Here is a 12,870-nt window from a genome sequence, read left to right on the forward strand (position 1 = left end):
ACGTCTGAAATTGGGGCGCAAAACGGACAGGTCAATGTTTGGGCCGTTTACGGACTGTCTGGTTGGAACTCGGATATTCAACAAAGCTGACATCTGGCTGGTACTAATCGGGGACATATCATCTCGCTTTGTTGAATTTCCACTTTAGGTGTAAAAACGGACATCAGATTTCTCCCATTCATACACGATTTGGGATTTTCAAAACGGCGTGCTTAACTGTGTTGCACTTCCAGGATTTTCAACTTGTGCCAACTTGCCCCTGTTCTCAGGATGTCGACGGTTTGATCATGCAATTTTTCAGGTGACAGATCTGCATCTTGTTGTCTCAAGGCTGCTGCCGAACGATCAAACCATGGGTCATATCTGCTATTGTCACGAACCCAGGACCATGCCTTTACCAGATGAGTACCATCAATTTGCGGCGTTAGGTTGACAAATCCGTGTGATAATATTCGGTCTTTGTCTTCAGCTTGATAGAGATTTGAAGCCGCCATCTGCAAATTGTTGGTCTTGATGTGCTTGCTGACAAGCTCTCCAACAGCTCCGCCAAGGCCCTTGCCGAAAATGTCGATTGAAGCAAATCCCAGCTTTTTCAAGACAGCAATGATCGGATCGGCCAATTGCGTCAATGACAGGTCGCTTTCATCGGGTAGTTTAAAGGATGCGCCATGGCCGGGTAGGTCGAAAATCAAAATGGGTCTATCATTGGCATCAACCTCCGCTTGTTCCAGCATCTGCTTGGCGGATGCTCCAGCGCTATGGAGTATGACCAAGGGTGCCCCGTTTTTTGACTGATTCTGATATGCGTGGATCTGCCCAAATTCTATACTGAAGTATGTGCGTTGCCACGCAGCATTATCGGATGCGGCATACTGTGGCGGTTCAATATTTTGCAGCGGAAGGTTTTTGATCACTGACTGTAGCTTGTCTTTCTGAACCGAATAGCGCTGCTCAACGGGGAGTCCTGCATGCAGCAATTCCAAGCAATCGGGCAATCCTTGCACGATCAGATCATCCGCAATCGACACAACCGGGCTACCCTCCCAGCGCATCATCGTTGTGGGCACGTCCAGGCCATTCATATGGTCGCGGTTTTCGATATAAAAGGCTGTTTTATAAGCCTTTGCATAGTTTTCACCCGCCTGAAGATATCGGTTCATTACATCTTGGATAACATCTGCCGGTGGGACATCAAATTGTAGTTGGTCGGCGAGTTTTCCGGAATTCCAAGGGAAGGAAGCAAAAAGATCGCGGCACATGTCCCAATAGGTCAGAAGGTGGCTGCCATCTCTTTTGGGCATGACATCAGGGAAATATCCTTCCAGCATGACCGCCCGATCATCGTCAGACACATGGCCATTCGCATCCAGCATCAACAGGTTGATGCGCGCTGGATATTTTTTTCCAATTTCTATGGCGATTTGTGATCCAGTGGCGGCACCGTAAAGACAAAATTGCCCGATTCCGATGGCATCAATCGCCGCAATCAAATTGTCGGCATAATCGGTTATTGTCGGTTGATCACAATCGAAATCGTCAGAAAGACCATAGCCGGCGGTGTCAATCGCAAAGCAGGTGCAGATATCGGAAAACGCATTGATGGCAGGTATCATCGCCTCCGAACTTTGTGGCGACGGGTGCAATATGATCAGCGGTGGTCCTTCACCTGCCTGCCGATAATGGATCTGCTGACCATCTGGCAAAGTGACATATTTGCAAAGCATCAAACCACCCCCTCTTTCAAACGCACGTCCATTTCTTGCGTCATCGTTCGGCCAGCGAGAAAATAGTGCAAGCCCGCCCATAGTCCGAAGATCAACGAAACGATCATCAGCGACCATCTGAGAGACTCCTCACCATAGGTCGCCACAAACTGATCGCTAAGCCAGCCAGTGAGCAGCGGGCCAATTGCACCACCGATCAAATTTACGATCAGCAGAAACAGGGCCACCGCCATGGCGCGCATTCGAATATGCGAAATTGCTTGAATTGCAGCAAAAGAGGCAGGCCCCTGAAACACCCCGATCATGAACGCAGGTGCCAGCGCGACAGCCGCCAAAATGGCACTCTCGGTTCCAAAGACAATGATGAATAACGGCGTAGACACAAACATGGCAGTTGCTGGTATCCAACAATACCACCGCCGGTCTTTCCGGATCATCTTGTCGGTCAGGACCCCGGATGACAGCATGCCGATCAATTGGGAAATCCCCAGGCTCATTGCCAACCAGAATCCAACGTCGGTCAGGCTCATTCCGAAGGAGCGGATGAAATAGGATGGCAACCAGTTTAATACACCAAGATAGACGACTGTATATAGACCGGTGCCGAAGGCGATGTGCCGGTAGCTGGGGGAAGACATGAGCGTTTTAACGCATTGCCAAAAACCGGGAGCCTCTTCGGCTTCCTTGACATGATATTCGTCATCAGCACCGCCTCTTTGCGGTTCTTTTATCAACGCATAGGCGAGAAATGCGCAGATTATGCCAGGCAGGCCAAGCGCGATAAAGGCCACCCGCCAACTATATACCTCTGCTAGCCAGCTTGCCGCTATGAAACCCACCATGATACCCACCGGCGCGCCAATGCCATAGATGGACAGCGCTCTTGTGCGTTGTTCGGGAGGAAAATAGTCGGATATCATCGAATGGCTTGATGGCGTTGCACCGGCCTCTCCGACACCAACCAGAGTGCGCGCAATGGCCAATTGAATAAAGTTCTGAGCCAAACCGCTAGCCGCGGTCATCGCGCTCCAAACGGCAAGCGACACCGATATAATCAATTTCCGACTATGCCGATCCGCAAACCGGGCAAAGGGAATACCGAACAGAACATAGGATATCGTAAAAGCCGTTCCCATCGCGCCCAATTGCGTGTCGGACAGCAGCAAATCTTCTTTGATCGACGGCAACAAGACCGAGAGAACGAATCTGTCTACATAGTTGAACAAAGATATGATGAAGAGGAAAATCAGTGCGACCCGCGCACCCGGCACCATAATAGTTTTACTCATTTTCTCTCCTCCACGACTTCATCATTGATTGGCTTGGGCGCTAACTAGGATCAACCGCTACAACAGTTTTCCCGATATTCTCGCCTTGCGCCAGTTTTGCGAATAGAGCCGGTGCACCTGCCAGGCTCTCAGCCCGGTCCTCGATCACCGCCAGCTTTCCAGACTCGATCCATGTATTGGCCTGTGCCGCGTAGCTGTCTTGCTCCTGCATGAAATCATAGACGACAAGGCCCATGACTTTGGCGCGTTTGACGATGTAAATGGCGGGGTTTGGTCCCGGTGGCGGTGTGTTGCTGTTATATTGTGACGCTAGACCGCATAGAACTACGCGCCCATAATTGGCCAGATTCTGCAAAACCGTAGCAAGAATATCTCCGCCGATATTGTCATGATAGAAGTCAACACCATCCGGAAAGGCAGCAGCGATCTGCTCGGCTACATCTTCTGTTTTATAGTTGATGCAGGCGTCAAACCCGTATTTCTCAACCACCAGCTGGCATTTTTCATCCGAACCGGCAATGCCAACTACTTTTTTGGCACCCTGAATACGGGCCAACTGACCAACCGTCCCACCGACTGGTCCGGCAGCGGAAGATACAAGAACATTATCTCCGGTTTTGACCTCTGCAAGCTTGGACGTGCTCGCATAAGCGGTGAGGCCGGGCAGTCCTCCAACACCGAGATGAGTGGAAAGCGAAGAGAAGAGTGTCGGATCTATCTTGCGGGTCATGAAGGCGGGGACATTTGCGTGGGTCCGCCATCCAGTCTCTCCGACAATATAGTCGCCAGCTGCGAAGCCTTCCGCCTTGGATTCCAGCACTTCACCCAAGCCCATGCCCGGAATGAGCTCACCGACTTCAGGCGCAGGTCCGGAGATATGTCGCCCGCGCAATCGCGACAGGATATAGGGATCGATAGAAAGGTAAGCGACCCGCACCAGCATTTCACCATCCGCAATTGCGGGCATGTCCGTGTCCACCAGGTCAAAATGCTCTTTTGTGGGAGCGAGGTCGATTGGCTTGGCAAAAACTATTTGTTGCACCGTGTTCATAGTGTCTCCTGAAACTGAATATTTTGAAAGAATGTGGGAAATTTATTGCTCATGCTAACGCTTTCTCACCTAGCGCCAGCTTTGCCGCCTCACGTCCAGCGACTCGTCCAAATGTCACGGCCGTGGCCAATCCGATAGCGGGCAGATATCCCCATTCGGCTGGACCGGACACGCTTCGCGCAGCGCCTCCGCCGGCAAATAGATTAGGGATGGAACCGCCTACCTTGCGCTGCACCCGCGCCGACCGGTCGATGCAGAGGCCGCCTTGGGTGTGGAACAGCGCGCCGGTTACCTTGATCGCATAATATGGCGATTCCAGATTTCGTGTGCCCTCAAAATCTCTGCCAAGTCTGTCGACCGCATCTTTGGAGATATAGCTGGTCACATCGGTAAATGTCTCGTGTAATGAGTCTTTTGGCATGTCCATTTTTTGTGCAATTGCGTCGATAGTATCAGCTTTGCATCCCGTTTCGATCATGGCCTTGTGATCACGATATTCGCCAAAAAGTGCTGCCGTTTTGCAATGAATTTCGTGATCATAGATAATCCAAGCGGCTCCGCCCGGCTGGGCCAAAACGGTTTTGGTTTGGGTAGAAATGTTATCGAGTTCGTTTTCAAAACGCCGCCCATGCGCATTCACCTTGAAACCGCCTTCGATCATCAGACTATGTGGTACCCCAAAGCCGAATGGCGTTAATGTACCCACACCCTGATAAGAACCCAGATCAGCGATCTTCGCACCCAGAGCCTCGCCCCAGATCACAGCGTCGCCGCGATGATTTTCGGAACCGTGATAAACCGCATTGGCCATCTCCGGTATGAACTTTTCCACCATATCCTTGTTCGCACCATAGCCGCTCGAAGCGAGGATAAGAGCGTCGCAACCGACTTTCATTTCGCCATCCGGAGTATTGCAGACGACACCGACGATGTCCTTGCCATCGTTCACGATCAGGCTGGTGACGGCGGTATTGGTAACGATGTCAACGCCAGCTTCTGTCGCAGCCTTCATCAACATGGCGATCAATTCTTCGCCATTCCGGTTGGGTGTACCGTGACAACGGGCCACCGAATGCCCGTAACCAATCCAGCTTGTTTCAAGGGTAAAGTCGCATCCGACATCATCACATAGCCAGTCCATTGCAGGTCCGGATTCCTCGGCAAGAAAACGCACGAGATCTGCATCCGTCTCTTCGCGGGTTGCAGCCATGATGTCGTCAAAGAGAAGCGCGCTACTGTCTTCTATGTCCAACGTAGCTTGTTGTTTTGTTCCTGCAGCACAGATTAGCCCAATTGTCATCGCCGTCGAGCCAGCGGGAGAAGCGTCGCTTTCAAATATCGCAACCTGCGCGCCCTCTTTTGCGGCAGCAACAGCAGCGGTCAGTCCGCAGCCACCAGCCCCGACAATGCAAACCGGTATCGTCAGATCGAATGCTTCACCATCATGGCGGAGAATGCTCATGCGGGATGCATAGCTTTGAGAGCTTCTGTCTGCCTTGATAATTATCATGGTCGGAAATCCCGACAGAAGATCAATCTCTCTAGAGTTCCACCGAATTACATTTTGGCACTGCCCCTATGCTGGGTAAAATCATCTCGCCCGCCAAATTCCTGTATCCCTGGCAGGTCGGTTATCTCGCAATGTGTTGAGTCAGAGAAATCGATCATCCCCCGCCGCTTGAGCCACGAAAAGGCGCGGCTTATCGTTTCCACACTCAAGCCCAGATAGTCAGAAATATCAACTCGGGTCATGGGAAGGTCAATGATATTGCTCTGACCCCGCGGAGCCCCAGCGGAAAAGCGGGCCTGATTGGTTCGCAGATGCAGTAAAAACGATGCAACACGTTCATTGGCTGTACGCTGCCCGATCGTGTAAATATGGTCGTCCCGAGATTCAATTATATTCACCAATAATGTCTGGAAATGCTTGGCAAATTCTGGAGCAATCGCGACGGCTCTTTCCAGTACGGATTTTGGATAAGCTATCGCTTCAACTTCTGTGAGAGCAACCACAGAATTGGGATAGAGTGCAGTCGACGCACCGCCTATTATTTGTCTGGCGCCCATGAAAGCCAATATTTGTCGCCGCCCGTTTTTACCGTTGCGCGAAACCGACGCAGTGCCGGAGACCAAATCAACAATATGGGTAATAACCTGTCCTTCAGAGAAAAGTGTTTCCCCTTGTCTGAAACAACGCAACTCGCCTTGAGCAAATAAATCCGTAAGTTCAGGAATATGATTCGCCGCAATGGTCGCCAGCGCGCCTCTACCATTTTCCAAATTGCCGTTCACGTTTACCACTCCGCCATTCTTCAGCGCAATATCCGCGCGTGTCTTTTCAAAGGCAAGCCTCGATTCTATGAGCTGCGCGACCCTATCCTGTTTCCACGCCTCCCAAGACAATAGTCTCAGAAGACCAGAAGGCTTCGATAGTTGGCCGGGACGAGAAATCTGGGTGCTGTCGCACCAAACTGTCCGCGACACTTAACGATTCCGAGTATTTCCCGACGTATTTGCCAATATCGTCTGCGGCAATATTCCTCTGCTGGAAGGGGAAATTGGATAGTGTTTCGGAAATCGACGACGTTAGATGATATGCAGTCTGTGAATGGACGATCCTATATCATTGTGAAAATGTTTTTGATGGCAGCGGCCATGCAATGTTGAACTTTCATCCTAATTCCCGTCGAGAAAATCCTTCAGAATGGCAGCAACATCTTCGGTGACAACGTCGAGAAAACCATGATTACAAATGGGCAGATCATGTGTGCGTCCATTTCGCATCAGGGGGGCAGCGCGGTTGGTTTGTTCACGTAGGTCATCTTCCGGATTGAGCAAAAGAACAGGTTGGGTAAGCTCTGACAGCACCTGGGTCAGATTATAGTTGAAAGCAGCATCTACACCCCAAGAATATTTTTCTCCGGCTCTGATTTGTTCAGCAAAATGCTCCGTTATACTCTCCAACGTTTGGCGTTTGTCGCTCCACTGAACCAGCATATTCCATCTGTTCAAGAGATGACGGCCATCGGCGTGGAGCTCTTGTGACAGGTCGGCATTCTTGAATTGTTCAATCTCGCTCTCAGTCAAGATAGGGGTTGATACGAGAATGATCCGCCGAATGCGAGAAGGCTGCTGATGTGCCATTTCACAGGCCGTCATAGAACCTGTGTGATATCCCATTATATCAATGGGTTCCGAGATACCAAGCTGATCAAGCAAAGCGAAATTGGTGCGTGCGAAATCTTCTATCTCAAGGGGTGCAGGCGGCGGGTCGGATTCACCAAAACCGGGCGTATCGGGAGCAATGCCGATACGGTCCTCGCCAAGATGGCTTAATAATCTGGTATAAATCCGGCTTGAGCTAGGGCTCATATGAAGGCACATCAGCGGCGTCTGATCTGCCTGTTCCGGCTTGGCAATCCGGTAGTGCAGCTGTCCGTATTCTGACGCCCCATAGGCCCGCACGGGAATATTTTTTCCAAAGCTGCCGGTTTTTTTATGCATAGCCTGGCCTTTTCACATGTTCTGGAGTTTGAATGAAGTTACACACCGGCTTAGTGTTTCACAAACTATCTCTATATCGATCAAACTGTATCTTACAGGTTACTTAGGTGAGATACCGCAGGATCATGTAAAGCATATTTTGGCCGGATGTTGGCAAAAAAAGAGGGCATATATGATCAAGCGCGATTTTGTTTCGATAGACGAAGGCCAGTTGCATGTCCGAACAGGCGGGCAGGATAAACGGGACGTGTCTCTCGTTTTCCTGCACGCCTCGCCGTCATCTTCCAAATCGCTGGAACCTTTGATCGGATCATTGGCAGAAGATCATCATATTATCGCGCCCGATACCTTGGGCAATGGCAACTCTCCGCCCCCCGCAACCGAGAGCCCCGATGTGGAATATTATGCAGGCGCTATGGATCGGATGGCCGATGCCTTAGATCTCGAAACCGTCAATCTCTACGGAACGCATACCGGCGCACATATTGCCATCGAATGGGCAATCCGCAATCCGGCTCGCGTGAACAGGTTGATTATCGAGGGCTTGGCCCATTTTTCAGATGACGAGAGGCAAGAGTATAAAGCCCATTACGCCCCGCCACAATCACCCGATGCGACCGGTGCGCAATTTCATTGGGCCTGGCAATTTATTCGCGATCAGATGATTTTCTATCCCTATTATAAAAGGGATGCAGAGCATTTGCGCAGCGGCGGCACATTTGATCCCGATATATTGCACGGGCTGGTTATGGATGTGCTCAATTCGCTGGAAACGTACCATTTGCCCTATCAGGCGGTTTTCAATCATGATCTTGTCAAGCGGTTGCCGCTCGTCACTATTCCCACATTATGCATGGGCAATGAGGACATTCATCTTAGCCCAGGAATGGCGCTCGCGCGGCAAACGCTCAGCAATGCAGAACATGTGACTATCAAAGATGATGCGTCACGCGCTGCTGCCATTACAGCTTTTCTGGAATAGTTCTGCGCATGTATCTGGAAAAACGACAAAGGCTAACAACAGGTCGTAATCAATTTTGTCTCGAGGAAAGATTCGAGGCCTTCTTGCCCGAATTCAAGACCCAGGCCAGATTGCATTACGCCCCCAAATGGCGCGCGCGGGTTGACGAGCCCATGCGAGTTAATGCCAACAATGCCGGCCTTAAAGCTATTCGCTCTACCCGATAATCCAGACCTCCCAGGCAATTGGTGGTTGCATCGACTTCACAGGCCAGCGCCCTTTCCATTACAATCTCTCCGTCACCATCTATCACACAAAGCGTAACAGAATGCTGCGCCACATCCAGTCCCATACAAAATCCCATCTTCTTATCCCTTAAGTTGCTGATGAAAAACAGCAATCTAACGAGAACTCGACTCGTAATCAGTTCCGACAATTGCGCATGCTTTCAGGACAAAGCGGTCACAAACTCACTCGCAATTCACAGGGAGGTTCTGTACATCCAAGCTTTTGCCTGCTGCCCTTGATTACCTATGATCGCCAAGGATACTTAAGTCGTTGATATTGTTACGAATAGACCACATACAAGTGATCTCCGAAGGCAGAAGGCAGAAGGCAGACGGCAGAGGTTTGAATCCTCTCGAGAGCGTCATTGCCATTCGATCATCCCAAGTATTACCTGTGATCTTGAAAGGTGGAAAGGTATTGGGTGTTCGAAGACCTTCAAAATCGTAAGCCATTTCTATGTGCGGCCCTTGTAGATCAGCTCAGCCAGCCATCATCCACAGGTCAGATTGACAGTTTCACCTTCACTGTTGCAAATGCCGCGATAGCTTCATCAATTTCGGAATATGACAATCCGGCTGATATTTGCGTTCTGATCCGGGCTTTTTCCTTGGGCACCACTGGGTAAGAAAAAGCGATGACATAAACGCCCTCTTGCAGCATTTCATCGGCAAAGGTCTTCGCGATTTTGGCGTCATATAACATTACGGGAACAATGGCGTGTCCACCGGGCAATAAATCAAAGCCAAGCTTTGCCATCGCTTTTCGAAAATATGCGGTTTTTTGATTTAGATCTTCCAAGCGTTCGGGTGATCGCTCAATGGCATCCAGGGCCGCAATCGCGCCGCTAACGACGGGCGGAGCGACGGTGTTGGAAAACAGATAAGGCCGGGAGCGCTGGCGCAGCAATTCGACAATTTCGCGCTTTGCGCTGGTATAGCCACCGCTCGCGCCACCAAGGGCTTTGCCCAATGTTCCGGTGGTAATATCGACGCGATCCATACAGTCGCGATACTCATGTGTGCCGCGCCCCCTGACGCCGACAAAGCCAGTTGCGTGACAGTCATCAAAATGGACCAGTGCATCATATTTTTCGGCGAGGTCACATATCTTATCAAGCTGCGCGATTGTGCCGTCCATGGAAAACACACCGTCAGTTGTGATCATTTTAAAGCGCGCGCCCTGATCTTTTGCAGACTGCAATTGTGTTTCAAGATCAGCCATGTCGTTATTCTTGTACCGGAATCGTTTGGCTTTGCTGAGCCGGATTCCGTCAATGATGCTGGCATGGTTCAGTTCGTCAGAGATGACCGCGTCTTCCTGGCCCAATAATGTCTCAAACAAACCGCCATTGGCATCGAAGCAGGATGGGTAGAGGATAGTGTCTTCCATTCCAACAAAAGCTGAAAGCCGGTTCTCCAGCTCTTTGTGCTGGCTTTGGGTGCCGCAAATGAAACGAACCGAGGCCATGCCATAACCCCAGTCATCCAGACCTTTTTTGGCGGCGGCATTGACACCAACATCCTGGGCAAGGCCTAGGTAATTATTGGCGCACAGGTTTATCACCTTGCGATCTTTCAAATCAACCGATGCACCCTGAGGAGAGGTGATCAACCGTTCATCCTTGTAAAGGCTGTCCGCTTTGATCTGGTCGAGTTCGCCCTGCAAATGCTGCTGAAAATTCCCGTACATTATCTAGTTCTCCCAATTCAGCACAACTTTGCACGCTTCGCCGGACAACATTGCCTGAAAACCAGTTTCAAAATCTGTGTAGGGGAGGCGGTGCGTGATCAGCGGAGAAATGTCGAGGCCACTCTCTATAAATACTGACATTTTGTACCAGGTCTCAAATATCTCTCGGCCATAAACACCCTTCAGCGTGAGCATATTGAAAATTACCTTGTACCAGTCAATTGCCATGCCGGCTTCCGGCAGCCCCAATATTGCGACCTTTCCGCCATGGCACATATTGTCGATCAGCGAGGAAAACCCTGCCTCATTGCCCGACATTTCCAAGCCTATGTCAAATCCTTCGCTCATGCCAAGTTGTTCCTGAACGTCTTCAATGGTTTCCCGCGTCACATTGACTGCCCGGGTGACGCCCAGTTTTCGCGCCATTTTCAGCCGGTTCTCATTAACATCGGTTATCACAACATGACGCGCACCAGCATGACGACAAACCGCGGCGGCCATCATGCCGATCGGGCCAGCCCCGACCACCAAGACATCTTCGCCCAACACATCAAATTGCAGGGCTGTGTGGACGGCGTTGCCAAATGGATCAAACAGCGATGCGACATCCAAATCGATTCCATCGTTGTGGAGCCACAGATTAGCAGAAGGTAGTGCGAGATAATCAGCAAAGGCGCCGGGGCGATTGACGCCTATGCCATCGGCATCGGCACACATATGACGGCGTCCCGCCATACAGTTACGGCAGCGACCGCATACAACATGTCCCTCGCCGGAGACAATCTGACCCAATTCATAGCCGCGAACATTGTCGCCGATTTTGACGATCTCTCCAACAAATTCATGGCCAACCGTCATGGGAACTGGAATGGTTTTCTGCGCCCAGTCATCCCATTTGTAGATATGCATATCAGTCCCGCAAATCGCGGTGCGCTTCACCTTGATCAGAACATCATTGATCCCGGTTTCGGGTTCTGGAACATCCTGCATCCACAGTCCTGGTTCCGATTTTGCTTTGACCAGTGCTTTCACTTCAAACTCCTTTTTCTCGCATCGGAAGCGATAGGGCTGAAGCTACCAGTGAAGGACCGGTTGCCATTTGGCCGCATCGTCCGATTAGGGACCACCACCTTGCCGGTCTGGCAGGTTGGCGTGAGCCATAGGCTCATCTCTTAATGCAGAAGCTTATGCTTCCTCAGCTATCATTGCCAGTTCTCCGCCGATTGGCAAATGCAAAATTGGCATAACCTCATTCCTATTCCGCTTTGATTGCGGCGACTTTCAGTTTTTTAAATCCTTTGAGCGTATGAGCAAAAAATTCGCCGTTTTCGATCCGCAGGAAAGATGGCACACCGCCATAATGGGTTGATGCTCCTGTATCGATCTGCAACAGCCGACCGCTGCGGCTAACGCGTATGCCCTTTTCATTGCGCGTGTGCCCGACAATGATGTGCGTCGCACCATAAGTTTGCAGCACTTGATCGATTTCCTTGTCGGGATCAAATTCGGGATCATTCTCTCGTCCGCGAACATTGCCTCGATACCAGAGCGGCCCCAGTTCGTGCCGCAGGATTGAATCGCGAGATCGATCCTGCGTTCGCAATGCTGCTCCCGCCGCTTTGTTCATATCATCCAATGAAAAGCAGTTGAATTCCTGACTATAACCACCATGCGCGAACAGATAACCGCGTATCTTGGCAACGACCTGGTTTCCAGCAACCCATTTGCCGATAGTACCAGACGGATGCCAGGCAGCACCATGTTCCAGTTTGCCAAGCGGCGTAGCCCGTTCCCAATTTGCCTTGATTTCATCGGACGTCAGTTCAGGGTTCGTTACTCTATATTTAGCTTCAATATCGGCGCGATTGGCGGAATAGTAATTATGCCTCAATTTCCCAGACCTTTTCCCCGCAAAAGCCTTGTATTCTCCAGGATGCACATAGCGCAGATCGCGATACACGTTCATCGCTTCGTGATTGCCGACCATTGGAATAACTTGACCGCCCGCCTTCGGGGCTTGTCTCTCAAGACGTTGCAGGCTCTCGATAATTTTTCGCGTATCTGGCCCACGATCCGGAATATCTCCGGTTTGCACAAAAATGGTGTCACCACCACTCCAATTGCCATCAGTGTCAATCAGGCCCGCTTCACGCATCAGACTTTCATAGGCATTGTAGTCGCCATGCATGTCACCGATAGCGACAATGGGCGGTAAAGTCTCAGCTTTTGCACTCGATGTTTGGCCAGTGGCGGAAGCTGTCATGCAACCAGCCAAGAGCAATCCGAGTGCAGTCATCAAGAATGAAAATTTACAAAAAGGCATCATGTTTTCAATTACACTGATAGTGGGACATGGTGCAATTT

The 12,870-nt window shown here is 50.6% G+C and carries 11 protein-coding genes and 1 riboswitch; of the genes, 1 reads left to right on the top strand and 10 read right to left on the bottom strand.

The window, feature by feature from the left end:
• Positions 1 to 212 precede the first annotated feature (212 nt).
• The 6 genes from ACZ1GS_RS00620 to ACZ1GS_RS00645 all read right to left on the bottom strand — a co-directional run bounded on the left by ACZ1GS_RS00620 (position 213) and on the right by ACZ1GS_RS00645 (position 7,568).
• Complete coding sequence (locus ACZ1GS_RS00620) at positions 213 to 1,841, bottom strand: alpha/beta fold hydrolase (protein ID WP_472696575.1); 1,629 nt, start codon at positions 1,839 to 1,841, stop codon at positions 213 to 215.
• Positions 1,724 to 3,013 carry a spinster family MFS transporter gene (locus ACZ1GS_RS00625; protein ID WP_472696576.1) on the bottom strand — a complete coding sequence of 430 codons (1,290 nt, stop codon included), beginning with the start codon at positions 3,011 to 3,013 and terminating at the stop codon, positions 1,724 to 1,726. Before ACZ1GS_RS00625 ends, ACZ1GS_RS00620 begins: the two co-directional genes overlap by 118 nt.
• Positions 3,014 to 3,053: 40 nt before the next feature.
• Positions 3,054 to 4,064 carry an NADP-dependent oxidoreductase gene (locus ACZ1GS_RS00630; protein WP_472696577.1) on the bottom strand — a complete coding sequence of 337 codons (1,011 nt, stop codon included), beginning with the start codon at positions 4,062 to 4,064 and terminating at the stop codon, positions 3,054 to 3,056.
• A gap of 49 nt (positions 4,065 to 4,113) precedes the next feature.
• Positions 4,114 to 5,574, bottom strand: a complete 1,461-nt coding sequence (locus ACZ1GS_RS00635) for an FAD-dependent oxidoreductase (protein ID WP_472696578.1) — start codon at positions 5,572 to 5,574, stop codon at positions 4,114 to 4,116.
• 47 nt (positions 5,575 to 5,621) lie between these two features.
• Positions 5,622 to 6,548 carry a Crp/Fnr family transcriptional regulator gene (locus ACZ1GS_RS00640; protein WP_472696579.1) on the bottom strand — a complete coding sequence of 309 codons (927 nt, stop codon included), beginning with the start codon at positions 6,546 to 6,548 and terminating at the stop codon, positions 5,622 to 5,624.
• A 192-nt stretch (positions 6,549 to 6,740) separates the two neighbouring features.
• Positions 6,741 to 7,568, bottom strand: coding sequence for an alpha/beta fold hydrolase (locus ACZ1GS_RS00645; RefSeq protein WP_472696580.1), 828 nt, complete (start codon positions 7,566 to 7,568; stop codon positions 6,741 to 6,743).
• 16 nt (positions 7,569 to 7,584) lie between these two features.
• Here ACZ1GS_RS00645 and ACZ1GS_RS00650 point away from each other — a divergent pair, with 16 nt between their 5' ends.
• On the top strand, positions 7,585 to 8,550 hold the full coding sequence (locus ACZ1GS_RS00650; protein ID WP_472696581.1) for an alpha/beta fold hydrolase: 966 nt from the start codon (positions 7,585 to 7,587) through the stop codon (positions 8,548 to 8,550).
• A gap of 32 nt (positions 8,551 to 8,582) precedes the next feature.
• Here the strand turns inward: ACZ1GS_RS00650 and ACZ1GS_RS00655 are convergent, their stop codons facing one another.
• From ACZ1GS_RS00655 to ACZ1GS_RS00670, 4 genes are all read right to left on the bottom strand, one after another.
• Entirely contained in the window at positions 8,583 to 8,774 is a 192-nt protein-coding gene (locus ACZ1GS_RS00655) for an aldehyde dehydrogenase family protein (RefSeq protein ID WP_472696582.1), read from the bottom strand.
• Between the two features lie 544 nt (positions 8,775 to 9,318).
• Positions 9,319 to 10,506, bottom strand: coding sequence for a glycine C-acetyltransferase (locus tag ACZ1GS_RS00660; RefSeq protein WP_472696583.1), 1,188 nt, complete (start codon positions 10,504 to 10,506; stop codon positions 9,319 to 9,321).
• Between the two features lie 3 nt (positions 10,507 to 10,509).
• Positions 10,510 to 11,538 carry an L-threonine 3-dehydrogenase gene (tdh, locus tag ACZ1GS_RS00665; protein ID WP_472696584.1) on the bottom strand — a complete coding sequence of 343 codons (1,029 nt, stop codon included), beginning with the start codon at positions 11,536 to 11,538 and terminating at the stop codon, positions 10,510 to 10,512.
• Positions 11,539 to 11,584: 46 nt separating this feature from the next.
• Positions 11,585 to 11,690, bottom strand: a riboswitch (SAM-I-IV-variant riboswitch).
• Between the two features lie 71 nt (positions 11,691 to 11,761).
• Positions 11,762 to 12,769: a metallophosphoesterase gene (locus ACZ1GS_RS00670; RefSeq protein ID WP_472696585.1), complete on the bottom strand. Its 1,008-nt coding sequence runs from the start codon at positions 12,767 to 12,769 to the stop codon at positions 11,762 to 11,764.
• Positions 12,770 to 12,870: the final 101 nt, after the last annotated feature.

It is taken from the genome of Parasphingorhabdus sp. W113 (genome assembly GCF_055693205.1).